Origin of the sequence: Sediminibacillus halophilus (genome assembly GCF_900103695.1) — a bacterium.
GTDB lineage: Bacteria > Bacillota > Bacilli > Bacillales > Amphibacillaceae > Sediminibacillus > Sediminibacillus halophilus.
On the sequence record NZ_FNHF01000004.1, the window covers coordinates 229,064 to 252,417 of the forward strand.

25 protein-coding genes are annotated in these 23,354 nt (G+C 45.3%); 17 read left to right on the forward strand and 8 right to left on the reverse strand.

Annotated elements, in window-relative coordinates; translation table 11 throughout:
• Nucleotides 1-75 precede the first annotated feature (75 nt).
• The 3 genes from BLR82_RS15020 to BLR82_RS15030 all read right to left on the reverse strand — a co-directional run bounded on the left by BLR82_RS15020 (nucleotide 76) and on the right by BLR82_RS15030 (nucleotide 1,910).
• Complete coding sequence (locus tag BLR82_RS15020) at nucleotides 76-420, reverse strand: DUF1428 family protein (protein ID WP_074600290.1); 345 nt, start codon at nucleotides 418-420, stop codon at nucleotides 76-78.
• A 99-nt stretch (nucleotides 421-519) separates the two neighbouring features.
• Nucleotides 520-1,527: a rod-share determining protein MreBH gene (mreBH, locus tag BLR82_RS15025; RefSeq protein WP_074600291.1), complete on the reverse strand. Its 1,008-nt coding sequence runs from the start codon at nucleotides 1,525-1,527 to the stop codon at nucleotides 520-522.
• A 251-nt stretch (nucleotides 1,528-1,778) separates the two neighbouring features.
• A complete protein-coding gene (locus BLR82_RS15030) occupies nucleotides 1,779-1,910 on the reverse strand; it encodes a YflJ family protein (RefSeq protein ID WP_074600292.1) in 132 nt (43 codons plus the stop codon).
• 283 nt (nucleotides 1,911-2,193) lie between these two features.
• Here BLR82_RS15030 and BLR82_RS15035 point away from each other — a divergent pair, with 283 nt between their 5' ends.
• From BLR82_RS15035 to BLR82_RS15045, 3 genes are all read left to right on the forward strand, one after another.
• Nucleotides 2,194-2,571, forward strand: a complete 378-nt coding sequence (locus BLR82_RS15035) for a DnaJ family domain-containing protein (protein WP_074600293.1) — start codon at nucleotides 2,194-2,196, stop codon at nucleotides 2,569-2,571.
• Between the two features lie 257 nt (nucleotides 2,572-2,828).
• Nucleotides 2,829-3,497 carry an SOS response-associated peptidase gene (locus BLR82_RS15040; RefSeq protein ID WP_074600294.1) on the forward strand — a complete coding sequence of 223 codons (669 nt, stop codon included), beginning with the start codon at nucleotides 2,829-2,831 and terminating at the stop codon, nucleotides 3,495-3,497.
• A 340-nt stretch (nucleotides 3,498-3,837) separates the two neighbouring features.
• Nucleotides 3,838-6,012, forward strand: a complete 2,175-nt coding sequence (locus tag BLR82_RS15045; protein ID WP_074600295.1) for a putative bifunctional diguanylate cyclase/phosphodiesterase — start codon at nucleotides 3,838-3,840, stop codon at nucleotides 6,010-6,012.
• 56 nt (nucleotides 6,013-6,068) lie between these two features.
• Here the strand turns inward: BLR82_RS15045 and BLR82_RS15050 are convergent, their stop codons facing one another.
• Nucleotides 6,069-7,448, reverse strand: a complete 1,380-nt coding sequence (locus BLR82_RS15050) for an alanine/glycine:cation symporter family protein (RefSeq protein ID WP_074600296.1) — start codon at nucleotides 7,446-7,448, stop codon at nucleotides 6,069-6,071.
• A 279-nt stretch (nucleotides 7,449-7,727) separates the two neighbouring features.
• On the opposite strand from BLR82_RS15050, the gene BLR82_RS15055 reads away from it, so the two are divergent.
• The 6 genes from BLR82_RS15055 (at nucleotide 7,728) to rbsK (ending at nucleotide 12,078) form a co-directional block, all read left to right on the forward strand.
• Nucleotides 7,728-8,222 carry a low molecular weight protein-tyrosine-phosphatase gene (locus BLR82_RS15055; RefSeq protein WP_074600297.1) on the forward strand — a complete coding sequence of 165 codons (495 nt, stop codon included), beginning with the start codon at nucleotides 7,728-7,730 and terminating at the stop codon, nucleotides 8,220-8,222.
• Complete coding sequence (locus BLR82_RS15060; RefSeq protein ID WP_074600298.1) at nucleotides 8,215-8,511, forward strand: hypothetical protein; 297 nt, start codon at nucleotides 8,215-8,217, stop codon at nucleotides 8,509-8,511. The genes BLR82_RS15055 and BLR82_RS15060 overlap by 8 nt, the downstream gene beginning before the upstream one ends.
• Nucleotides 8,512-8,538: 27 nt before the next feature.
• The gene (locus tag BLR82_RS15065; protein ID WP_074600299.1) at nucleotides 8,539-9,369 is read left to right on the forward strand and encodes a YihY/virulence factor BrkB family protein; all 831 of its coding nucleotides are present in this window, start codon (nucleotides 8,539-8,541) and stop codon (nucleotides 9,367-9,369) included.
• A gap of 196 nt (nucleotides 9,370-9,565) precedes the next feature.
• Complete coding sequence (locus BLR82_RS15070) at nucleotides 9,566-10,441, forward strand: transporter substrate-binding domain-containing protein (RefSeq protein ID WP_074600300.1); 876 nt, start codon at nucleotides 9,566-9,568, stop codon at nucleotides 10,439-10,441.
• A 6-nt stretch (nucleotides 10,442-10,447) separates the two neighbouring features.
• Nucleotides 10,448-11,137 (forward strand): amino acid ABC transporter permease, encoded by a 690-nt coding sequence (locus BLR82_RS15075; protein ID WP_074600301.1) that lies wholly within the window; start codon nucleotides 10,448-10,450, stop codon nucleotides 11,135-11,137.
• Nucleotides 11,138-11,169: 32 nt separating this feature from the next.
• Nucleotides 11,170-12,078, forward strand: a complete 909-nt coding sequence (gene rbsK / locus BLR82_RS15080) for a ribokinase (RefSeq protein ID WP_074600302.1) — start codon at nucleotides 11,170-11,172, stop codon at nucleotides 12,076-12,078.
• A gap of 274 nt (nucleotides 12,079-12,352) precedes the next feature.
• Here the strand turns inward: rbsK and BLR82_RS15085 are convergent, their stop codons facing one another.
• Nucleotides 12,353-13,531 (reverse strand): MFS transporter, encoded by a 1,179-nt coding sequence (locus BLR82_RS15085; RefSeq protein ID WP_074600303.1) that lies wholly within the window; start codon nucleotides 13,529-13,531, stop codon nucleotides 12,353-12,355.
• Nucleotides 13,532-13,742: 211 nt separating this feature from the next.
• On the opposite strand from BLR82_RS15085, the gene BLR82_RS15090 reads away from it, so the two are divergent.
• The 3 genes from BLR82_RS15090 (at nucleotide 13,743) to BLR82_RS15100 (ending at nucleotide 15,799) form a co-directional block, all read left to right on the forward strand.
• Entirely contained in the window at nucleotides 13,743-14,135 is a 393-nt protein-coding gene (locus BLR82_RS15090; protein ID WP_074600304.1) for an OsmC family protein, read from the forward strand.
• Between the two features lie 112 nt (nucleotides 14,136-14,247).
• Complete coding sequence (locus BLR82_RS15095) at nucleotides 14,248-14,871, forward strand: YczE/YyaS/YitT family protein (RefSeq protein ID WP_074600305.1); 624 nt, start codon at nucleotides 14,248-14,250, stop codon at nucleotides 14,869-14,871.
• Between the two features lie 127 nt (nucleotides 14,872-14,998).
• On the forward strand, nucleotides 14,999-15,799 hold the full coding sequence (locus BLR82_RS15100; protein WP_425440906.1) for a YfkD famly protein: 801 nt from the start codon (nucleotides 14,999-15,001) through the stop codon (nucleotides 15,797-15,799).
• Nucleotides 15,800-16,026: 227 nt separating this feature from the next.
• Here the strand turns inward: BLR82_RS15100 and BLR82_RS15105 are convergent, their stop codons facing one another.
• Nucleotides 16,027-16,896 (reverse strand): mechanosensitive ion channel family protein, encoded by an 870-nt coding sequence (locus BLR82_RS15105; protein WP_074600306.1) that lies wholly within the window; start codon nucleotides 16,894-16,896, stop codon nucleotides 16,027-16,029.
• A 175-nt stretch (nucleotides 16,897-17,071) separates the two neighbouring features.
• On the opposite strand from BLR82_RS15105, the gene BLR82_RS21125 reads away from it, so the two are divergent.
• The 5 genes from BLR82_RS21125 (at nucleotide 17,072) to BLR82_RS15125 (ending at nucleotide 21,155) form a co-directional block, all read left to right on the forward strand.
• Entirely contained in the window at nucleotides 17,072-17,221 is a 150-nt protein-coding gene (locus tag BLR82_RS21125) for an SE1561 family protein (RefSeq protein WP_175486828.1), read from the forward strand.
• A gap of 129 nt (nucleotides 17,222-17,350) precedes the next feature.
• Nucleotides 17,351-18,652 (forward strand): Na+/H+ antiporter family protein, encoded by a 1,302-nt coding sequence (locus BLR82_RS15110; RefSeq protein ID WP_074600307.1) that lies wholly within the window; start codon nucleotides 17,351-17,353, stop codon nucleotides 18,650-18,652.
• Nucleotides 18,653-18,790: 138 nt separating this feature from the next.
• Nucleotides 18,791-19,582: a delta-lactam-biosynthetic de-N-acetylase gene (gene pdaA, locus BLR82_RS15115; RefSeq protein WP_074600308.1), complete on the forward strand. Its 792-nt coding sequence runs from the start codon at nucleotides 18,791-18,793 to the stop codon at nucleotides 19,580-19,582.
• A gap of 293 nt (nucleotides 19,583-19,875) precedes the next feature.
• Nucleotides 19,876-20,262 carry a VOC family protein gene (locus BLR82_RS15120; RefSeq protein WP_074600309.1) on the forward strand — a complete coding sequence of 129 codons (387 nt, stop codon included), beginning with the start codon at nucleotides 19,876-19,878 and terminating at the stop codon, nucleotides 20,260-20,262.
• A gap of 20 nt (nucleotides 20,263-20,282) precedes the next feature.
• Nucleotides 20,283-21,155: a DNA-3-methyladenine glycosylase family protein gene (locus BLR82_RS15125; RefSeq protein ID WP_074600310.1), complete on the forward strand. Its 873-nt coding sequence runs from the start codon at nucleotides 20,283-20,285 to the stop codon at nucleotides 21,153-21,155.
• 6 nt (nucleotides 21,156-21,161) lie between these two features.
• On the opposite strand, the gene BLR82_RS15130 is transcribed toward BLR82_RS15125, so the two are convergent.
• Nucleotides 21,162-22,544: a tetratricopeptide repeat protein gene (locus tag BLR82_RS15130; RefSeq protein ID WP_074600311.1), complete on the reverse strand. Its 1,383-nt coding sequence runs from the start codon at nucleotides 22,542-22,544 to the stop codon at nucleotides 21,162-21,164.
• Between the two features lie 358 nt (nucleotides 22,545-22,902).
• Nucleotides 22,903-23,301, reverse strand: a complete 399-nt coding sequence (locus tag BLR82_RS15135) for a hypothetical protein (RefSeq protein WP_139186980.1) — start codon at nucleotides 23,299-23,301, stop codon at nucleotides 22,903-22,905.
• Nucleotides 23,302-23,354: the final 53 nt, after the last annotated feature.

Here is a 23,354-nt window from a genome sequence, read left to right on the forward strand (position 1 = left end):
CTCCGATAGTACCCCTATACCCAAGATTACAAGCAACTAATCTTATGATGTGTATATTGGATGGTTAGCTGGATTTTATTTTTCAGATGAAAAAGAAGCTGTTACGATATGCGATGTATCGATCAGCTTAGCTAGTTCACGGGTAAGCAGTTGGATTTGTTCATCTTCTTTTAATTTCCCGGAAACCTCTTCATAGTGGGACTGATTACGGAATGTAATTTGTCCGAATAAAAGATCCTCATCTGCTCCCGTTTGTAAGTAAGAGGTTAAGCCTGCTGCCGCATCGGAACTGGAAGGAAGATAAATTTCATGTTCAATTGCGCCGTGAGACATATTAATCACACCGACTTGTTGATTAAGGGCGATAAATTGGTTTGTATGATGCTTCTTTACTCGGTAAAAAGAGACAACAGTGAACAAAGCAACCCACTCCTTTTCCTTCACTATATGAATAGGCAGAATAAAGTGTGAAAAAGAAGCAGATTGCATGTATTCACCGTAAAAAATATGCAGGAAGCGTTATTTCGCTGCTTTTTGCAATTTGTTGATCATTTTCAGCGCACGACCTGTTCCGATCGCCACCGATTCAAGTGGATTCGGGGCAATATGGACAGGTACCGAAATTTCATCAGCCAGCCATTTTTGCATGCCTTTTAACAGTGCACCGCCGCCTGTCAACGTGACACCATGATCGACGATGTCCCCGCTCAGCTCAGGAGGGCAGTTTTCCAGTGTTGTCCGGATGGTTTCCAGGATCGCCTCCAACGATTCTCTAATAGCGTCTTGCACTTCCGTGGAAGTGATCGTGATCGTACGCGGCAGACCGGTAACCATATCGCGGCCGCGAATATCCATGGACAACTCGTCATGGTCAATCAAGGCATAACCGATTTCCATTTTGACGTTTTCGGCTGTTCTTTCTCCAATCAAAATATTGTAGTGCTTGCGGATATACTGAATGATTTCATCGTCCATTTTGTCCCCTCCGGTGCGAACAGAACGACATGACACCACGCCTCCGAAGGAAATGATGCCGACCTCACTAGTACCTCCGCCGATATCAACGATAACATTGGCGACAGGCTCGTCCACTGGCAGGTCAGAGCCTATGGCAGCAGCAACCGGCTCCTCAATAAGATGTACTTCCTTGGCGCCATAACTTTTCACGGCGTTATGGATCGCTCGTCTTTCCACAGACGTGCTTCCAGACGGTGTACAAACGACTACCGTCGGCTTGCGCATTGACAAACCGGCGACCTTGCTGACTTTTTTCAAAATTTCCTTAAGCATTTGGGCTGTGACATCATAGTCCGCGATAACGCCGTCCTTCAACGGGCGGATCGGTACAATGTTTTGTGGTGTCTTCCCGACCATTTCTTTCGCTTCACTGCCCACAGCTACAACGTTTTTTGACTCCATATCAATAGCGACCACAGAGGGTTCGTTTAAAACAATTCCTTTAGACTTTGTGTACACTAATATATTTGCAGTTCCTAAATCGATTCCAATCTCAGCGTTAGAAAACATATATCATTTCCTCCATTGATGACAATTTTCAATTATAGCTTTTCTCTCCCGCATTTTGGTTTATGGGGGTGAACAGCGTGGGATTTATTGGTTTTTCGGTTATTTCTTTTCAGGTCATTTCAATTTAAATCGTTGATTTTTGATTAATGTCAGTGATAATAAGGTTTCAAAGGATGCTTTTTAGCAAAACGGGTATTTTATAAAAAAAGGCAGGAAGTCCATTCCCGCCTTTTGTGCTTTTTCGTAAAAGCCTACTGTTGCTTTTCTGCTAATAGGTTTGCAAGTACTGGCTTTTTATAACGCTCGAGTTTGCGTCCTTCCAAGCGACGGACACCCAAATTCTTTAATTCGTTTACGTACCAACCTTTGCTTCCTACGTGCATCCCTATCATCCTTTCCCGTTTTATCAATGTGTGAAACGTCTAAAACTTGGTTTTTGACGTTTCCTTTAAGCTGGATAAGTACCAACTTAATTTTTTCCACGGGACATTGTAACATCTATAAAAACAACGAAAAAGTGAAAAGGCTAATGGAATATTCAACTAGGTGCTATTATATAAGATATAGAACGTGTTTGTTACTTGTAAATTTTGCTACATGCCAGGATGCAGGGCCGCTGTTATAATTGGTATATAGTGGAACGGAAAAAAGAGAGGAGGATCGGCGATGGATTTTGCGAGTCGTATGGCAGAGGAAAAAATTCAACAAGCAATCCGAGATGGAGAATTGGATAACCTCCCGGGGAAGGGGAAAAAGCAGGATTTGGAAGATTTGTCGGCAATCCCGGAAGATATGCGCACGAGCTATCTCATGATGAAAAATTCCGGTTATCTTCCTGACGAAGTTCGCCTGCAGAAAGAATTGGTTTCTCTGCAAGAAATGATGGATCTGGCCAAGAATCCAGAGCAAAAAGAAGGCTACCGCAAACAGCTTTCTGAAAAAGAAATCCAGCTGCGTATGCTAATCGAGAAGAAAAACATGAACAAAAATAGCGGATTCCGGAAATATTCCGGAAAAATCACAAAAGCTTCGGTATATAACTAGCGGGGTCAGCTAGCGGGGGTCAGTCCCTAAAAAAGCTCCGACCGGGTTATATTGAGTGTATTGTGGATTATGGGGTCAGTCCCCCAAGGTGGCCTATAGCACGCAAAATGCTGTTATACCGGGTTTTATTCCCCGCAAGGTGACGTTGTTAACCGAATTTCAGGCACATTGGGGTCAGTCCCTCCTGAAGGGTTCCAAGTAGCCTGAGGTCATTTTGGGGACTGTCCCCTCACCCGAAAATAGAGAGGAGGCTTGGGATGTGTGGTCGTTTTACATTGCAGGCTGGTGAACTGGAAATCTTAAAGGAATATGATTTGGATCAGCGGCTGGAAGGCTATCAAAATCGATTTAACATTGCACCTGGCCAACCAATTTTATCAATTATTCATGATGGGAAAGAACGCAGGGCCGGATTTTTGCGATGGGGGTTGGTCCCGTCATGGGCCAAGGATCCGAAAATTGGTTATAAAATGATCAATGCACGGAGCGAGTCGGCGCATGCGAAACCAAGTTTTAAAAATTTATTGGCACGCAAACGCTGTTTAATCGTCGCGGATAGCTTCTATGAATGGAAACAAGCAGACGGCCAGAAGCAGCCGAAACGTATTTCATCCTCCCGACGTTCTTTGTTTGCTTTTGCCGGTCTGTGGGATAAATGGGAGCGAGAAGACGAAGAAACGTTATTCACGTGTACCATCTTAACTAGAAAGGCGGACCGTTTTATGGAGGACATCCATGATCGTATGCCGGTCATTCTTCCTAAAGAAGCGGAAGACGACTGGATAGCCCCGGTGAAGCGGAGTCCAGAAGAAGTGAGCAGTTTCATTGAGGAACTGCCATCAGAACCATTGCAGGCATATGATGTGAGTACATTCGTAAACTCACCAAAAAATGAAGGTGAAACTTGCATTAAGCCATTGGCCTAAAAGCTGATGGCTTTTTTATGGAAAGATACGGAGGAGCTAATCGTGTGCTGCCTCTTAAAAAGCTGCATTGAAACGAGCCTGCCCACTTTATCCCTTTATCGCGATAGCGCGCTACCATATTGGGGGTCAGTCCCCACACCCCGGCACCCTCAGTCCTGGACACCAGTCCTTGTCCATGAATTTGCCTGCGGCCCTTGTTGTAACAAGTTTTCGACGTTTTTCTTTGGATTTCGTTGTTGTTCATGTTTTCTCTCTATTCGTGATATACAATCGCTTTCTTTTCCTTTATACTTAAGAGGTAATATGCCATACATTTACATTAAAACTAAAGGTGACTAAAATGACGCTACTAAACTTAGATCCCAGCTTTGCTCAGCATGATTTCGAGGATTTACTAAATCGGTTGAATGCTGCGGAAGACCGGGATGAATCTATGCGGTTGATGGTCGAATTAAAAAACTTTGCCCGGGATCATTTCGAATGCCTTCATCAATTCAAACATGCGTTGGAGCAGTCGGATACCACGATTACCGTTACGGACAACCGGGGAAGAATTACATATGTCGATGACAACTTTTGCGAAATGACCGGATTCACTGCGGATGAGATACTCGGCAACACGCATCGACTCATAAATTCCGGATATCATCCTGATTCTTTTTTTCGCGAGTTATGGCTGACAATCCTGGAGGGAAAGGTATGGCGTGGCGAGGTGAAAAACCGCCACAAAAACGGCAGTGTTATTTGGATGCAGACGATCATCATCCCTCTATTTGAGCGGGCAGGAAGCCCAGGATCATTTATCGCTTTCCGCAAAGATATATCAAGAGAAAAAGAGATGGAGCAGCAGTTGATCAAAACGATGGAGGATGAGTTTGAACGAACGTTCGACGCGTTGATCAATATGATCTATAAGGTACAGAAAAGAGAAGAGGACGGCAGGTTCTTTCATACTATGATCAAGGGCAGGCTCGCCAAAACTCTCGGTTTGCCAACGGAATTGGGAGAAGGCATCTATTTGGAAGACTTTCTCCAGCTGGAGCAGGCTGAACGATTCAAGGAAAAATATAAGCATGCCTTTCTTGGCGAAGAAGTCAATTTTAAAATGGAATTTAATGAATTGTATTTATACTTCACACTGGCACCCATTCGGGAAAATGGTGAGGTAGTCGAAGTGGTCGGATCCGCTGTCGATATAACCTCCCTTGAGGAAGCAGAGCAGCAAGTGCGCCATTTAGCCTACCACGACCAGCTGACGGGACTGCCGAATCGCAGCAAGTTAGCGGAGGATTTAGATGTATGGATTGCCCAGGACAACGGCCCGTTTGTTATTTTTTACTGTGATCTGGACAGGCTCAAATACATAAATGATGCGATGGGGCAGTTTGCCGGAGACCAGGTAATTTCCACGATTGCCAAAAGGATCGAGGATGTGACCTGGGGGCAAGGCAACCTGTATCGCTATGGTGGGGACGAGTTTATTTTTGTTCTCCAAGATGATTGTACCGATGAAGCGATGGAACAGATAGGCAACGTGATACTCAAACAGATTAACAAGCCGTTGATCATCGCCGGCAAAGAGTTTTTCATTACCTGTTCCATCGGTATCAGCAGGTTCGGCAGCCATGGAAAAACCTCCGAACAGCTGATCAATCATGCAGGAATCGCCATGCACTACTGTAAGGTGAATGGCCGCAATGGTAAATTGGTATACTCAAAAGAAATGAATCAAACATACAACGATCTTATCCTGCTGGAGGGTGAATTACGGCGTGCGCTTACCAAAGAGGAATTGACGCTGTATTACCAACCGAAAATCGACGTCAATAGCGGCGAAATCATTGGTATGGAGGCGTTGACGAGGTGGTTCCATCCTGAACGCGGGTTTATTTCCCCGCAGCGGTTTATCACCCTTGCTGAAGAAACGGGATTGATAATCCAACTTGGGGAATGGGTCATCAAAGAAGCCTGTCGTCAGCAAAAGCAATGGAAGGAAGCCGGCTTTAAGATGCAACGGGTGGCCATCAATGTCTCGGCGCTCGAAATCCAGCGTAAGGATTTCACGGCAAAAGTCCGCAACATTCTCAAAGAAACCGGCGTGCCACCTCAATGTCTTGAACTGGAAATAACCGAAAACAGTGTCATGCAAAATACCGAAGAGTGTATAGAAACCATGAATGAATTACGGGAAATGGGAATTACGCTTTCAATCGATGATTTTGGAACCGGCTATTCATCGTTTGGTTACCTGCGTAAATTCCCGATCAATCATTTGAAAATCGATCAGTCGTTTATTCGTGATGCATTCCATGAACCGAGCAACGCGGAAATCGTCAAGGCCATGATTCAGCTTGCCCATACGTTCGGTGTCAAAGTAGTCGCTGAAGGCGTGGAGGAACGTGCTGCCCTCGACTTTCTTAAACATCAGAATTGTGATTACTATCAGGGTTATTATTTTAGCAGGCCAGTTCCGGCTGAAGAATTCGAAAACATGCTGGTTGCTGAGGAAGTATGACCTCGGATTTATTCCTCAATTTACATAAAAACTCCCGCCAAAAGGCGGGAGTTTTCTTATGCTCCATAAGTATTTTGCTGATCCGGCTGATTTTTCTCTTCTTTCGCGACCTTAAGAAAGCGCTTGGTTTCGGCTGCCACTACGCCGGAAAGTCCGAGAAGTCCGATTAAGTTCGGGAATGCCATAAGCCCGTTCATGATATCGGCAATTCCCCAAACCACATCAAGGGCAGCCACAGAACCGACGAATACAGCAAGAACAAATATGAGCCGGTAAACAGGAATCGCTTTGTCGTTGATCAGGTAACCAATGCACTTTTCCCCATAATAAGACCAGCCGACAAGCGTTGAAAACGCGAAAAAGATAATGCCGATTGCCACAATATAAGTGCCTGTATTGCCAAGAAATACGCCAAATGATTCAGAGGTTAAATCTGCTCCGTCCAATCCGCCTGTGTATTGTCCGGCCATGACAATCGTCAATCCGGTGATGGAACAAACGAGGATAGTATCGATGAATACCTGGGTCATGGATACGAGAGCCTGTCTGCCCGGATAGTCGGTCCTCGCTGCAGCAGCAGCTATTGGCGCTGAACCTAGGCCGGCTTCATTGGAAAATACGCCGCGTGCTACCCCGTAGCGAATTACGGTTCCGAGAATACCTCCGCCCAGGGCACTGCCCGTAAAGGCATCAGAAAAAATGGTTCCCAAAGCAGAAGGGACGAGATCGATGTTCATAATAAGAATGACCAATCCGCCTAGGACATAAAAGGCAGCCATGATCGGTACAAAGAAGGAGGTGACTCTTCCGATACTCTTAATCCCGCCAATGATCACAAGGAAGACGAGTACGGTCAAAATCACACCGGTGATCCAAGTAGGAATACTGAACGAGGTTTCCAGGACGTCGGCTACCGAGTTCGCCTGCACCATGTTGCCGATTCCGAATGCTGCTATCGCACCAAATAATGCGAATAAGACTCCGAGCCATTTCGCCTTCAGTCCCTTTTCCAAATAGTACATAGGACCGCCGGACATTTCACCATTACTGTTGGTGACACGGTACTTCACCGCCAGAATTGCTTCTGCATATTTTGTGGCCATTCCGAAAACTGCTGTAATCCACATCCAAAACACGGCACCAGGACCACCTAATACCACAGCAGTAGCAACACCGGCGATGTTACCAGTACCAATGGTAGCGGCCATTGCTGTTGTCAGTGCCTGATAGTGACTGATATCCCCTTTTGACTTTTTGTCCTGCTTGGCCGGACTGAACGCTAACTTCAAGGCATAAGGCAGAGACCTTATTTGCAAAAAGCCAAGCCGCAGTGTTAAATAAATCCCTGTACCGACCAATAAAATCAGCAGCGGCGGTCCCCAGACATAACCGCTGATCGTATTGATCATGTCCAATAACTTACTTTCTTCCCCCATATTTTACCCCCTTTATAGTACGTACTATTAAAATTTTCCGAAAATTTAGGTAGAATGTCAAGGATAAAAATTACCAGCTTGCTGAATGGAGGTTATTTCGCCTAATAAATCCTCTAGGAGAAGGAAAACTAAGCAGAAAAGTAGAAGAAATTATTCAGCGGTGTTTCAGCTGAAGTGAAAATGGACCGCTTTCGGGGTGTTTTCCGTGAAAATCGGAAAAAGAAACGTTACATTTATAATAGTACAACGAGACTTTTGGAAAGCGGGTGAGAACAACTAGTGATTAACGTTTTATTTGTATGCTTGGGTAATATTTGTCGGTCCCCTATGGCCGAAGCGATTTTTCGTGATTTGGTACAGAAGGAAGGACTGGAAAATGAAATTACTGCTGATTCAGCAGGGATTGGCGACTGGCACACAGGAAAGCTTCCGCATGAAGGGACCAGGGCGATTCTGGACAAGCGTGCCATTTCTTATCAGGGCATCACTGCCAGACAGGTACGCCCCGCCGATTGGGACGACTATCAGTATATTGTTGCGATGGATGAAAATAATGTCAACGACCTTAGCCTGATCAGAGAGAAAACAGAAGGAACAAAGGTAGCCAGGCTGATGGATTATGTCGTGGATGCGGAAGAGGTCAATATTCCAGATCCCTACTTTACTGGGAATTTCGATTATGTATATGAATTGATTTATCAGGGCTGTAACCAGCTCTTGGATCAATTGAAACTGGACCATCATTTAAAAACAAGGAGTGGATTGGATGAGTGATTCAAAATTAGTAAAAGGAATGATCATCGGAGCAGCTGTGGGAGGGTTGATTTCGTTGTGTGACCGTTCGACTAGAACGCAATTTGTCGGGAATTTGAAAAAGACCGGCGGCAATGCGGGCTATTATTTACGGAACCCGTCCGTAGCCGTTCATAATATCCGGGAATGCTATGAAAATGTAGCGGGTACTTTATCAAGTGGAGCGGAAAGTGCGCTGGAGATCATGAACCAGGTGCAAAGCACTTTAGAAAATGTCAGCCAACTTGATGACGACAATCAATACAAATAACCGGCATGAAAAAGGAGAAAAAAGGCAGTGCGCAAGTTGATCCAGTTTGTCATACAGCTTTTCAAACGGATATTGGACGATGATGTAGCGGGCATGGCTGCACAGCTTGCCTTCTTTTTTCTATTGTCGTTGTTTCCGTTTTTGCTGTTTTTGATTACGTTGGTCGGTTACCTTCCGTTGACACAGCTTGATATCATGCGGTTTGTTTCACTGTATGCCCCGGAAGAAACGTTCAATCTAATCAATGAGAACCTAACCGGTATTGCGGAGAGCCGTAATGGACGCTTGCTATCGGTTACGATTCTGGCCACACTGTGGACGGCATCCAATGGTATCAATGCAATCATCCGATCATTAAACGCCGCTTATAATGTGGAGGAAAACCGTTCGTTTATCGTTTCCCGGTTAATTGCAGTGGTGCTGACGGTGGCGATGGTTTCGGTAATCGCGGTTGCGTTTTTGCTGCCGATTTTCGGGAAAGCGATCGGTGTTTATTTGTTCTCGTTCTTTGGGTTGTCATCCGACTTTTTGCAGTTGTGGAATGCTTTGCGCTGGGTGATTTCTTTTATCGTATTTTTTATTGTGCTGCTTGCCTTATACAAAATGGCACCAAACAGGAAGGTGTTTTTCAAGGATGCGGCAGTCGGTGCAGCATTTGCTACGCTCGGTTGGCAGCTGGCTTCACTTGCCTTTTCCTATTACGTGGACAACATGGGCAGTTATTCTGCTATTTATGGCAGTTTGGGAACCGTCATCGTTTTGATGACTTGGTTTTATCTTTCCGGAATGATTATTATTGCCGGTGGCGAGATCAATGCGTTATATGAAAAGTTCCGGTTGGAAAAATATCATGAATGACAGCGAAAATGGCTATCCTTTAAAGGATAGCTTTTTTTGTTACGTTTTTTTCGATAATGGAAAGAGTTGAGACAGTTAAAATATAACAGTTAATATTTTAAAAGAATACAGATTATAAAAATATTGATTTAAAAGGATTATACTGTTATCTTTTTATGTATGGTTATATATAACAAAATAGTAAAGGCGGGATGATATGAGGAAATTCTTATTATGGTTTGCCATAGTCGCTGTTACGGTATTATTGGCGGCCTGCGGAGACGAAGCGGAGAATTCGCAAAATTCAGAGGAAGAGTCAGGCTCGAGTAAATGGGAGGAAATTCAGGAAGCGGGAGAAATTGTTGCAGGTACTTCCGGTACCCTTGTTGCTGCTTCTTATTACGAAGGGGAAGAAGAAAATGCCGATCAGCTTACTGGTTATGACGTTGAAGTGATGCGGGAGGTTGCCGACCGACTTGGTCTTGATGTTTCCTTTGAAATCATGGGGATCGACAGCATGCTGCCGGCAGTAAACAGCGGCCGTATAGATGTGGCGGTCAACGATATCGAAGCGACAGATAACCGTAAAGAGAAATTCAATTTCAGCGAACCTTATAAGTATTCCTATTCGACGATGGTTGTGCGAAAAGAGGACAACTCAGGTATCGAATCGCTGGAGGACTTGGAGGGCAAGAAAGCTGGCGGAGGAGCTACGACCATTTACAGTCAAATTGCCGAGCATTACGGCGCAGAAGTGGTCACCTACGGAAATGCTCCCAATGAAGCTTATTTACGCGATGTAGATAATGGGCGTACCGATGTGATCGTCAATGACTACTTTCTATCCAAGTTCGGAGTCGCGGCATTCCCGGAGTTTGATATCCATCTCCATCCGGACTTGAAGTTTCATCCGACTGAACAGGCTGTAGTGATGCCGAAGGATGCGGATGTATTGACCGAGAAAATCAACGAGGCACTGGCTGAAATGCGCGAAGATGGTACATTGACCGAGCTGGCCGAGAAATTTTACAAAGAAGATGCTTCGCAGAAACCGGAAGGAGAAATCCAGGAAATCGAAGGGCTGGACCTGTAACCGGCTATGATTGATGTGAACGGTTTTTCCTTTGGTGGTTTGTTTGATGTTGAATTAGCGTTAGAAAATCTGCCCTTCGTTTTGGGTGGCGTTCCGATGACAATCGCGGTATCGTTTGTCGGAATGGGACTCGGACTTATCTTGGGGATGTTCCTTGCCTTGGCCCGCGGTTCGGAAAAAAGGCTGTTACGCTGGCCGGCAAGGGTTTATATTTCGTTTATGAGAGGGACGCCGATTTTAGTATTTTTATTTATTTTATATTTTGGCTTACCGGTAGCAGGGGTTGAACTCACCGCATACGTCGCAGCGGTGCTTGGATTTGGATTGAACAGCGCTGCCTATATTGCGGAAGTGAACCGCTCAGCGTTGAATAGTGTACCGCGAGGGCAATGGGAATCAGCTCATGCTCTGGGATTCAGCTACTGGCAGACGCTCCGGCGGATAGTTCTGCCACAGGCATTCCGGATTGCAATCCCGCCGTTAACAAATATTTTTCTCGATCTTGTCAAAGCTACCTCGCTCGCTGCCGTTATTACGGTGCCTGAATTGTTTCAAAAAGCGCAAATCGCCGGCGGCAGGACTTTCGACACGATGACCATGTACGTATTGGCCGCATTTATTTACTGGCCGTTATGCTCTGTCATCTCTTTTCTGCAGGAAAAATTGGAAAAACGGTACAGCCGTTTTGTAAAATAAAAAGAGAAGCAGAGAGAGGGGAGACAGAGCATATGGGGAAAATCGCTGTAATCGGCAGCCTCAACATGGATATCGTCATTTCTGTTGAAAGAATGCCGCAAAAAGGAGAAACAATCCACGGAAATACAGTGCAGTACTTACCAGGTGGAAAGGGTGCCAACCAGGCGGTGGCTCTCCAAAGATTAGGTGGAGACGTTCAGCTGTTCGGAAAAATCGGGAAAGATCCGTTCGGAGATGAGATTCGCGATAGTATCTCCCGGCAAGGGCTGTCTACGGACACTATTTTCCCGGTGGAAACAGCGACCGGTATTGCCAATATCACACTTTTACCCGACGACAATAGTATCGTGGTGATACCGGGCGCCAACCAGAATTGGAACGCGGACAATATCGCTGATTTTTCGGAGGAAATCGGTGCTGCCGACGTATTAGTGATGCAGCTGGAGATTCCTATTGATGCTGTCCATCAAGCCTTGAAACTGGCAAAGCAGCATCGGGTGCCGACCATCTTGAATCCTGCTCCGGCTAAACAGCTGCCGGAGGAAATGCTGCGGTTAGCAGATTTTATCACGCCTAATCGAACAGAACTGGAGACATTGACAGGCCGACGAATTACCACAGACGAGGAACTAGTCAATACGATAAGAAAGTGGGAAGCAGATTTTGGCGGAAGGTTGATCGTCACACTGGGGAACAAGGGGGCGGCTTACGCCGAAAAAGGGGAATTAAAAATCGTCCCCGCATTGGAAATCGACCACGTCCGGGATACAACGGGAGCAGGAGACTGTTTCAACGGAGCGCTTGCCTATGGAATTGGTGAAGGCTGGGAGCTTTCCCGCTCGATTGCTTTCGCGGTGGCAGCCGCTTCATTGTCAGTCACGAAGTTTGGGGCGCAGGCAGGTATGCCGTCTTTAGAAGAAGTAATGAAATGGATGACATAGCTGAATGCCATGGCATCATTGGTGCTTCTGCGATGTGTAAATGGACTTCGGGCTTGCGAATCCACTCGAAAAGGTTTAGGGATATCTCTTGTCTCTAAGCCTTATTTTTTTATTCGATAATACACTTAAGATATAGGGAATAATCACTGAATGACGATGTTGTGAATGTAACATCCAGCACACAATTTCCTTTAGGGATAGAAAAAACGTTATTTCGAAGACGAAATAACGTTTGAACAGAATATCTATTGATCATGGAATTTATGGGTATTTTTTATTCAGCTGCACGAATTGGCTGCTTCGACTGTTGCAGGAGCAATGCTCCCAGGATAACGATCAGCATCGCAACGATAACATAGAAAAAGGAAACCGCAGGAAATAGATCGATGAACAAACCGCCAAGATAAGGGCCGGAGATGCTGCCAATGCTGAATGCGATTCCGCACATGATATTGCCCGCAGGAAGCAGGGGTTTCGGCAGGATATCGGTCATGTAGGATACCCCTAAAGAAAAGATTGATCCCAGGCACATGCCAGCCAACGCAAAGGTAATGAACAGCCAGGCTGCTGAACCCTCGTACAGAGCGGCCAACAGAAACGAAGCACTGCCGAAGCAGAGAACGAGACTCAACAATTTTTTGCGTCCGATTTTGTCACTGAGAATTCCGAGCGGTATTTGCGTAATCAAGCTACTGGCGGCAAAACAGGGAATAATTAGCGATAGCACATCGACATCGTGGCCGATACGCAAGCCGTAAACCGGAAAAATTCCGTTCAACGTAGCCTCCAGAAAACCATACCCGAACGGTGGAAGCAATGCTACCCAGGCAAGCTTCCAGGTTTTGATGAATCTTCCCAGCGAAGAACGCGGTGCTGCATAGACACGGTCCTCCCCCTCTTGCTGCGGCCATTCATTACGGATGAAAAACAATGATGTCCAAACCAAAAAACATAATACCGCGGAAATGATGAACGGCAGGTTTTCATTGACGGACAATAAACGTGTCATCGTCGGCCCGATGGAAAATCCGAGACTGAAGAACAAACCGTAATAGGCAATGTTTCTCCCTCTTTTTTCTGGTGTGGACGTATAGGTAATCCACGTCTGCGTACCGAAATTGAGCATATGGTCCCCAATACCGACGGTAACCCGCAGGATGAACCAGAACCATAATGCATGCCATACCGGGAAAAATGCCAGGGAAATAAAGACGAGCAGCCCACCGATCAAAATCATCGGTTTGAACCCCAGCTTTTGCATTGGTTTCTCCATGAATGGGGAAGCTAACAGCACTCCTATGTATAATCCGGTCGCATGGAGTCCGTTGACCGAAGAAGGCACTCCATCCTGTTCTAAAATCAGGGCGAGGAGCGGAAGCAGCATTCCCTGTGAAAATCCGGAAATCGTGACCAGGCCGATCAATAACTTAAATCGTACTCGATTGGAAACCATCGCTCATTCCTCCCATCTGTTTTGAACTCATGAACCACGCCCGAAAACCCCGGGCACAAGAGCCATCAGGTTGTTTTATGTAGAGAATAGCAATCCTTTCCAATCTAATATGTCACGTTGAAAAGGTCAACTCTTTTATCTCACTCATTTTGTGTTAAAAAAGCGGTGTTCCGGGAACATCAATACTAAATGGATACAAGGGAGTGGTGAAATGGATTTTTATATGAAGGAACAAGGAGTACGAACATCTTTTGATTATGGCCAACTGAATATATCCGGTAATGAAGATTATGGCTTCCGGCCGTATCAACTGATGGTTTCATCGATTGCTGGGTGCAGCGCTTCTGTATTCAGGAAAATAGTAGAGAAGCAGCGGATGGAGCTGGAGGATTGGAAAATTGTTGCTGACGTCGAGCGAAATCCAGAAGAGGCGAATCGGATAGAACGGATTCAACTCCATTATATTGTAAAAGGAAAAGGTCTCAGCGAGGAGAAACTGAAAAAAAGCTTGCAGACGGCAAGAAAGAACTGTTCGATGATCCGCTCTGTCGAAGACAGTATTACAATTGAAGAAAGTCTTGAATACATCGAGCTGTCTGTATAAACTAAAAGGGTCTTATCTTTTATAAGACCTTTTTTCTTTTACACACAAAGACAGGGCTTTCCGTATTGAGAACGTGTTCTTAGCGGAGAAGCGAGCAGAAGGAGTCCTATACATGGGGAAACAATTAGTCGTACGGTGGATATTTTTCCTTGCCGGTTTGATCGTGCTGTCATTTGGAATAAGTTTGACTATTACCGCCGATTTGGGAGTCGGCGCCTGGGATGCGGTCAATGTCGGATTATCCAATGTAACGGATTTGACAGTCGGGAACTGGGTAATGATTATCGGAATTGTTTTGATAGGGGTGAACGCCTTACTTACAAGGGAAAGGCCTGATTTTTTTGCAATCGTTACCATCCTGGTGATTGGCATGATGATCGACTTTTGGCTGCTGATCGTCATGGAGGCCTGGAATCTAGATGGTTTGGCAATCCAGTCCATAACGCTTGTGGGCGGTATTCTGGTACTTGCCTTCGGGGTCTCTTTGTATTTACAGCCTAAATTGTCATTGAATCCGGTCGATGGGTTAATGGTTGCCATACAAAAGCGTTGGAAACTTCCGCTTTTAGCGGCCAAAACCATTACGGAAGGATTGGCGCTCGTTGCTGCTTTGCTTATCGGCGGGCCAGTAGGGATCGGCACCATTGTGATCCTGTTGCTAATCGGTCCCGCGATTCAATTCTTTGAACCGCAGGCAAAGAGGTTGCTGACAGCATTGATACATAACCAGGGATAAATAAATAGGAAAAAGTCTGCGTTCATCTAGAAAGAAAGTTTGCCCTTGTTTTTCTGATCCCTTGTTCGGGTGCATAACAAGTCCTACTGGTGAAATACTAGGGAAAAACCCGAAAGGATTGGGCACAGTGAATAAGCTAAAATGGATATTGGCGATTGCCTTATGTCTCATGACCGCTTTTCCTCAACTGCTTCAGGCAGAAGAAAAGAAACGCGAAGAGGAGCCGAAAAAGAGTGAGATTCCCAGCCACGTGTTAAACGTTTCCAAGGAAAATACCTATCCGAATTCCGCGAAAGATGAAGCAATTTTAGAACCAAGCAAACTGGTGAAAGAGCTAATCGAAGCTTCCGATGTAAAAATAGAAAACCCTGAATTAATTAAATTGTTGAATGAAACATCGTTGAAGCCTTCTCCATTGGCGATCGGTTACCGCGGGATGGTTTATATGGGACATTGGCCGTTGAATTATAAATCGGCTGAAACAACTCCCAATTGGGAATACCAAAAAATTAATACAAACCAGATGAACAACATCGGCGGTGATAACCAGAAAACAATGAGTTACGATCAGAAAGAGGAGAAGCACATTAAAGGAGCATTGACAGCAAAAATCACCAATGCTGATCAGGTGAAACGGATGATGCTTCTCGATGCCAAAGCAAACACCGACCTGCCGTTGTCGTTTCATACTGTATTAGGACAGGGAACGAAAACAAGCAACGCATACGGAGTGCCAAAGGAAAAAATCGGCTATTTGACCGCTTATGCACCAGCTGTAAATGAAAAAGGGCAGGTAACCTTCGGGGAAGTATATCTGGAACTGAAGGGTTCAAAAAAACGCATCGTCGTGAAAAATGTCACCAAACAAGGAATCGGTGCTTGGATACCGGTACAAGACCATGTTTCTTTTTCCTTCCAGCTGAAATAACCAGCAAAAAAGCATTCGATTGTAAAATCGAATGCTTTTTTTAAAAGATAATGGCTTGCGGGGTTAAACCTAGACACTTGCGCTTTTGGCTGGAATGGGTGCTTTATCAAGATTGAAAGAAAATTTGGGCCGGTGTAGCTGCCAATATAATTTGGATAAGAAGATCCAATCCAGAAGAGAACGTGACCGGCACCAAAAGGAAGAAGAGTTATTTTTCAATGGAGAGATCAACTGGAATGTTGATCTTCTGGACGGTTGCGATAATTGATTTGCTGTTCGGCCATCATGATGCCGTTCTCGTACATTGTTTCTGCAAGGATCCGGCGGGTTTCTTTGGCGGCAGTAAAATAAAGCAGGTCATTGCATAAACCAGTGACCGTGTACTGATAGCCGTGGAATTGGTCATTCAGCGATGACATGCCATACAACTGGAACGGTTCAATTGGATTTCCTGTCAGGTCTTTCTTCAAATAAGCATCAAGCTCTGTATTGAGCCGCTCTACGGTATCTTCCAACAGCGCGAAAATCTTTTTAGGATCTTCATAAAAACTGACGCTGACATTTTCGATTACCCGCATTTCTTCCATATTGTAATTTTCAATCGTACGAATTTGGCCATTACCGATGGTGGTGAGCTTTCCTGACCATTGGCGCACCTTTAAAAAACGCAGCCCGATTTCTTCGACCAACCCTTCATAGGTATCATTGACCTTGACCCAATCTCCTTTTTCAAGTTGTCTTTCATAGAGAAGAAACATGCCGGCTAGCAGGTCTTTAACCAAGCTTTGGGCACCGAAACCAACGATAATTCCAAGGACCCCTGCTCCGGCAAGGATATTGCCTGCATGGATGCCGAATAAGCCAAGGACATAAACGATAAAGCCGAAGGTGGCAATATACTTGATCAACGAGTTCAGCATCGATTCGATTGTTTTTTCTTTCTTTTCTTCGATAAAACTGGTCCTTTTGAAGAAGGAATGAATAATCCTCCGTAAAATGACGACTAATAGGAACGTAAGGATGCCACCGATGACAATATGTGTGACCGGATGATCCCAAAATTTTTCAAAGTAGTCCCAAATATCTCGAATTGACATAGCAGATACCTCCACGATTTGCTTAAAGGGTATTATAGCATGTTCACGGGGTCAGTTTAAGTCCAGACCTTGTGAGAAGTGGACATGCTGTCCGTTTTCCGTTAGGATAGGAAGGGCTTTTAGATAGTGTGATAAACAAGACTGTGAGCGTCACGTAGAAGGAGGAGCGGCTTAGATGGCAGACCAGGAAAAAATAGAACAACTGAAGGTTCACTTAGCAGGCTTTATGACTCGCTTGGAAAACATGGATCCGGAAGAAACGTCGATCGAAGACATCGATCAACTAATCAGTATTTTGGACAAGATGGAGACAAGTTTAAAATGATTTTTTGCAAATGCCGGCAATTTTCGATTGTCGGTTGATTTTTTTAAAACAACCCTTTACTATGGTAAAGTGGTAAAGTGGTAAAGTGATAAAGAAACATGTTCTTTTTGAGAGGAGTATAGATTTCGTATGTGGATTGTTATTATTTCCGTATTAGTCATGACCGTACTTAGTCTTTTGCGGGTGAATGTCATCATAGCGATTATCGCAGCGGCGCTCACTGCTGGATTGATGGCCGGATTATCACCGACCGAAGCGGTCGAGCTGCTGGTCAACGGAATGGGAGATCAGGCAAATACTGCGCTGAGTTATGTTCTGCTTGGAGCATTTGCAGTCGCTATCAGCTATACAGGCATCACCAGCCTGCTGGTGAATTACCTGGTCAGAGCTTTGACGGGCAAAAAAACGATGATGTTGTTGGCGATTGCCGGGATTGCTTCGCTATCACAAAACTTGGTCCCTGTGCACATTGCCTTCATTCCGATTTTAATTCCGCCATTATTGAAATTATTCGATAAAATGAAAATGGATCGCCGGGGAGTAGCAACGGCACTGACATTCGGTTTGAAAGCACCGTATATCATGATTCCTGCCGGCTTCGGCATCTTGTTCCATCGCACGATTGTCGATGGAATGGCCAGCAATGGCAGCGAATTGACGATGAATCAGGCTGCCTTGGCGATGTTGATTCCGGGTTCCGGTATGATTGTCGGGCTGTTGATCGCTGTGTTCATCACATATCGCAAACCGAAAGAGCCGATTGGAACCGGCGCAGAAACCGATGTGGAAGAAGAAATGGGTCAGACGGTTACCTTTAACAAGAACCATTTTTTCACCCTCGTAGCAATTGTGGCAGCGTTGATCGTGCAGATTGTGACAGACAACCTGATTATCGGTGCGCTGACAGGGCTTGTGTTAATGTTCGCCTTCCTTGTCGTTCCTTTTAAGCAAGGAGATAGTATTATCAGTGAAGGAGTTGCGATGATGGGTACCATTGCCTTCGTGATGCTCGTCGCTGCGGGTTATGGAAATATCTTAAAGGAGACAGATGCTGTCACAGGAATGGTGGAAGCTTCCTCCAGTGTGCTTGGGGATAATAAAGTGATCATCGCATTTGTTTTGTTGTTGGTCGGTTTGTTTGTCACCATGGGGATCGGTTCTTCCTTTGGTACTGTACCGATTTTGGCAGCTTTGTATGTACCGATTTGTCTGGCGGCAGGCTTTTCGCCAATGGCTACGGCAGCATTAATCGGGACTGCCGGAGCATTAGGTGATGCGGGTTCACCCGCTTCCGACAGTACGCTCGGACCTACGGCGGGTCTCAACGCGGACGGCAAGCATAATCATATTTGGGATACCTGTGTTCCAACCTTTATTCATTACAATATTCCATTATTTATTTTTGGCTGGATTGCAGCGGTTATCCTGTAGATTTTGCCGAAAGCGGCTGTTTCTTCATTGGGACGGCCGCTTTTTTTGTCATGGCGATGGAAATTTTTGCGTCAGTATTTTCTGCATAATCTTTCTGCCCAAAGAAAAAATAAGCGAAAAAGAATCTGGGTGAACCACATGAATAAATTATATTGGCTCATGCTTGCTGTACTACTGTTTGGGGCAGTTGCAATACCGTCAGGAAATCAGGTTGAAGGGTATGGCTGGGGATATAAGAAAAATAGCAACCACCAGCCGCCTGAAGTAGGAAAATATGACACCATTCTAGAAAATAATGGCGGTTACTATCTCGATAAGTCTGGAGAAAAGGTGATTTACTTAACCTTTGATAACGGCTATGAACAAGGGTATACCGGTAAAATACTCGACGTTCTGAAGAAAAAGGATGTCCCGGCTGCCTTTTTTGTGACGGGACACTATGTCGACAGCAGTCCGGAATTAGTGAAAAGGATGGTGAATGAGGGTCATATTGTCGGCAATCACTCGTACCATCATCCGGATTTCACCAAGTTATCGAAACGAAAAATGAAAGAAGAGCTGGACAAGCTCCAATCTGCCGTGGCGAAAATCAGCGACCAAAAAACCATGCAATATGTCCGGCCGCCAAAAGGAACTTTTACCGAACAGTCGATCAAATGGGCGAACGAACTTGGCTATATCCACATGTTCTGGTCACTGGCCTTTGTTGATTGGAACACGAACAGTCAAAAGGGCTGGCAATCTGCCTACCAACAGGTGATTGACCAAGTTCATCCTGGTGCAGTCATTTTGCTTCATACGGTATCGGAGGATAATGCAGAAGCACTGGAGTACCTGATCGATGATATGCGTAAGCAAGGTTACACCTTTAAAAGCTTGGATGACCTGGTCATGAAGGATTTACTGCCGCGACCGTTTTACCAGTTATAATGCTGCAATCCGCTTTTCCATTTGGAGGGGCGGATTTTTTGTGGGATAGGGGAGTGCATGTTTGCGATTCTTGTTCCACCCAGGAGTAAATTGTTGCCAAGGGGAAAATATTCGGTAAGGAAGTATCAGTGCAACTATAACTTAGTTTTTGTTAGAAGGCTGGCCAATCAGCAGCTTTCTTTATCGTGGTGAGCAACACTCCTTCACTTTTTCTTGTGAAAAGGAAAAACTGTCAGGGATTAAGTTTTCTACTATAATAGAAGCAGACAGAAAAGAGGCGGGAGGCGGAAAATGTGCTGCATCATGTGGAAATAAACGTGACAGATATAGATGCGAGCCGCAAGTTTTGGGGCTGGTTGTTGGAGGAATTGGGTTATAACCTTTATCAGGAGTGGGAGAATGGTTTTAGTTATAAGGAAAACCACACCTATTTGGTGTTTGTACAGGTCGAGGAACGGTTTCGGGCTGCGGGCTATCATCGAAGCAGGGTAGGTTTAAATCATCTTGCGTTTCATGCTGAATCGAGAAAACATGTCGATAGGATGACAGAAAAGCTGAAAGGGCGGCAGGTGCCAATTCTTTACCAGGACAGACATCCATTTGCCGGTGGGAAAGACTATTATGCCGTGTTTTTTGAGGATCCCGACCGGATAAAGGTAGAGCTTGCAGCACCTGAATAAATCAATAAGGGGGCATGTAAATGTGGAAAGAGACCATTACACTGGATACAATGTATGATTTTGATTATTCCTTACAACGGTTGCAGATGGATCCACTGCTATTCGTAGACCGTAACCAGCGCAGCGTGGACGTTCCTTTGAAAACGGAGGACGGCAGAAGGCACAAGGTAACGGTCAGAGCGAAGGGGAATACGCCGCATCCGGTTTTTGAAGTATCGGGTGACCACGAGGATGATAAGTCGGAATTATTAAAACAAACGTTTGATCTATTTCAGTGGGAGAAGGATTTGACCATAGTCAACGAGCATTTTACCGGCACAAATTTAGAACAGCTTTTTTATGCCCATCCGGGGACGCCGATTGTACGGGACTTTGATTTGTATTTTTCTCTGATGAAAGGGATTATCCACCAACAATTGAATATGAAATTCGCCTATACATTGAGCACCCGATTTGTCGAAGCCTATGGTGCTTTTCTGGATGGTGTCTGGTTTTATCCGGAACCGGAAGATATCGCCGAGCTTCCTTATGAAGATCTACGGAGGATGCAGTTCAGCCAGCGGAAAGCGGAATACGTGATTGATACCTCGAAAAAAATTGCCGAAGGGGAGATTGATTTAACAGCACTTGCTGTTCAGTCGGACAAACATATCATTGACCAATTGGTGAAAATCAGAGGGATTGGTCCATGGACTGCGGAAAATTGGTTATTGTTCGGCCTTGGACGCGATGACTTACTGCCCAAGGCCGACATAGGGATTCAAAATGCGCTTAAGTTTTATTTCAAAATGGATAAAAAGCCGACCATACCCGAAATCACCGAAATGAGCGATGGATGGTCTCCTTACCAGAGCCATGCCTCTTTGACGCTTTGGCGCAGCATTGAAGGTTGAATGGGATCAACGCTGCATTTGTAAATACAACTGCTGGTAGACGGCCGCTTCATCCTTATTGCCTAAAGTCAAATATACTTTGGACAAGAGGTGTACCGGTTTTGGATCCTCCGGTTTTAGTTCCATCTCCCATTTAAAGCAATCGATTGACTTCTCCGGCTGGTGGAAGTACAAGTATAGTTCGCCAAGTGTCCCCTGCTGTTCGGGGTCTTCTTCCAGCTGTTGCATCTTGTTCAGTTTTTGTTCAATTGGCAGGTGAATCCCTTGTTGTTGAAACGGTTCGAGCCATTGTTTGAGGGAATCCAAGTCATAGTCGCGGAAGAAGGCTGATATGCAACGTATCACAATAGGTTCCAATAAATGTGGTTGATCGGAAAACAGATCGAGCAGACGGTGGTTCAGACTGTCGAAGAGGGGTGGGAATGTCGATAAGCCAGCTTTGGCAAAACAGTCGGCGATGGCTTGTTTGTGCACGGCCGAAGGTAGAATGTCGTTCACGGTTAAAAGATGAACGACTGCTTCGGACTGGTGACTTTCAAGAAGCTTTTCAAGCAGCTGGGCGCTCAATGCTGCCGGTAATTCGGGGGAGTAAGCTAACTGGCGGTAAAACTGCAGCTGCTGCTCCCGGTCGAATTGCTGTTCAATCAAGTCAAAAACGATAAGATCCTCTGCTATTGTCCGGTTTGTGAGCAGGTGCAGACGGACAGCGATTTCGTCGATCAAACGGTTTTGTTGGTGCAGGCAGTCTAGCAGTAAGCGGCTGGTTTCCGAATCAGTCAGCCGATCGAAGCTGACCCTCTCGAAATGCTGAGGGTCTGAAGAAGCAACCTCTTTCACATCCGCATACCGCTGCCGATAGCGCTGAAAGTCCAAATGCCCTTGCATGTCACGGGCAAAAGCGTCTTCTGGTGCAAAGTCGGCAAAGATATTCAGTGTCTTGTAGGCTAACAGCATTTGACCGTTTCGACGGTATTTGTAATAAGTATTTTTGAGCAGTTTATGAATGGGTTCATTGGCAGCAAAGCTATCAAATAAGGTGAGTATATAGGCGGTTTCCAAAGGAGAGTGACTAGCGGCTATTTTTTTGTACAGTTGGTTAAAGCTGATCGATCGGAATGAAGGATGGTCGGACAACACCTGGAGTGTGAGCGGATGTGTTCCGGAAAAGCTGATTCCTCTGGCGAGTGCGCGGTGGAGAAAGGATCCAAGCTTTATGTGATTAGCCCGGATGCCGTTGAGCGGCTTATCTTTGTACATATATAAGTAATAACAGGCCTCGTTCCGGTCAACCGCTTCAATGATCTTACACGAACGGTACACCACCATTTGCTGCGGTTTTAAGTCGATTGTCTTCTTATTAGCCATTAAGGTAACAGTTTCCCTATTCATGACAATCCCTCCTTCATATTTGTAACTAGCATATCACAAAAAACCAAGCATTTCCCCCCTCACCCATTAAGAAAACATAAATGTTTAACAGACAGAACCGGTTGGGGGACAGTCCCCAAACCGCGGTGGGGTCAGTCCCTAAAACACAGTTTAGCCACGACCGAATTGGCGAAAACCCCAATAAATCAGGATTTCACCCCCAGTGGGGTCAGTCCCCAAAACGGAGAAAGGGCTGCCCCTACGCAGCATGAGGGACTGACCCCGCTGCTGCCCAGACCTCGCTGCTACGCAGATAATGGTCTCAAAATGCAGAAAGGGACAGTCCCCGTTCGATGGAGGGGGACTGTCCCTTGTATTATTAGTCTTCAATCATGGCGAGGTAGCGTTTGGTTTTTCCGTCGTGTTCGGCGATGAGTATATTGTCTTTATCGGTAGCATAAATGACGGTACCGACAGGGAGTTTGGTCGCCATGTTATCGGTGAATGCCTCTCCGTCTGAATAAATGGATTCGATGGTTCCGATTTGTTCTTCTTTGGATACCTCCATGGATTCAAGCGACTTCAAGTCGGTTTTATAAATCCGTTTTTTCCATTGGAATACATCGGCATCCTCGTCTTTTTTCAAGATTTGTTCCACATCAGGATATGCCTTAGTGTGAATTCCTTCATTCCCCGATGTTTTTTCTTCTGACTTTGTGGAAGCGCAGGCGGTTAAAACGACGGACAGCAACAGAAGAAGAAGCAGACGAAACTTCATGATCATCACGCACCAATCTTATTTTTTTCAATCAAGTTAAGCAGCCTGGCCGA

Bases quoted from the DNA above. Each gene is read 5' to 3' on its own strand.
- mreBH (WP_074600291.1), bottom strand. From the start codon at position 1,527: ATGTTTTCTAACGCTGAGATTGGAATCGATTTAGGAACTGCAAATATA.
- BLR82_RS15030 (WP_074600292.1), bottom strand. From the start codon at position 1,910: ATGCACGTAGGAAGCAAAGGTTGGTACGTAAACGAATTAAAGAATTTG.
- BLR82_RS15035 (WP_074600293.1), top strand. From the start codon at position 2,194: ATGGATTTTGCGAGTCGTATGGCAGAGGAAAAAATTCAACAAGCAATC.
- BLR82_RS15040 (WP_074600294.1), top strand. From the start codon at position 2,829: ATGTGTGGTCGTTTTACATTGCAGGCTGGTGAACTGGAAATCTTAAAG.
- BLR82_RS15045 (WP_074600295.1), top strand. From the start codon at position 3,838: ATGACGCTACTAAACTTAGATCCCAGCTTTGCTCAGCATGATTTCGAG.
- BLR82_RS15050 (WP_074600296.1), bottom strand. From the start codon at position 7,448: ATGGGGGAAGAAAGTAAGTTATTGGACATGATCAATACGATCAGCGGT.
- BLR82_RS15060 (WP_074600298.1), top strand. From the start codon at position 8,215: ATGAGTGATTCAAAATTAGTAAAAGGAATGATCATCGGAGCAGCTGTG.
- BLR82_RS15070 (WP_074600300.1), top strand. From the start codon at position 9,566: ATGAGGAAATTCTTATTATGGTTTGCCATAGTCGCTGTTACGGTATTA.
- BLR82_RS15075 (WP_074600301.1), top strand. From the start codon at position 10,448: ATGATTGATGTGAACGGTTTTTCCTTTGGTGGTTTGTTTGATGTTGAA.
- rbsK (WP_074600302.1), top strand. From the start codon at position 11,170: ATGGGGAAAATCGCTGTAATCGGCAGCCTCAACATGGATATCGTCATT.
- BLR82_RS15085 (WP_074600303.1), bottom strand. From the start codon at position 13,531: ATGGTTTCCAATCGAGTACGATTTAAGTTATTGATCGGCCTGGTCACG.
- BLR82_RS15090 (WP_074600304.1), top strand. From the start codon at position 13,743: ATGGATTTTTATATGAAGGAACAAGGAGTACGAACATCTTTTGATTAT.
- BLR82_RS15095 (WP_074600305.1), top strand. From the start codon at position 14,248: ATGGGGAAACAATTAGTCGTACGGTGGATATTTTTCCTTGCCGGTTTG.
- BLR82_RS15105 (WP_074600306.1), bottom strand. From the start codon at position 16,896: ATGTCAATTCGAGATATTTGGGACTACTTTGAAAAATTTTGGGATCAT.
- BLR82_RS21125 (WP_175486828.1), top strand. From the start codon at position 17,072: ATGGCAGACCAGGAAAAAATAGAACAACTGAAGGTTCACTTAGCAGGC.
- BLR82_RS15110 (WP_074600307.1), top strand. From the start codon at position 17,351: ATGTGGATTGTTATTATTTCCGTATTAGTCATGACCGTACTTAGTCTT.
- pdaA (WP_074600308.1), top strand. From the start codon at position 18,791: ATGAATAAATTATATTGGCTCATGCTTGCTGTACTACTGTTTGGGGCA.
- BLR82_RS15125 (WP_074600310.1), top strand. From the start codon at position 20,283: ATGTGGAAAGAGACCATTACACTGGATACAATGTATGATTTTGATTAT.
- BLR82_RS15130 (WP_074600311.1), bottom strand. From the start codon at position 22,544: ATGAATAGGGAAACTGTTACCTTAATGGCTAATAAGAAGACAATCGAC.
- BLR82_RS15135 (WP_139186980.1), bottom strand. From the start codon at position 23,301: ATGAAGTTTCGTCTGCTTCTTCTTCTGTTGCTGTCCGTCGTTTTAACC.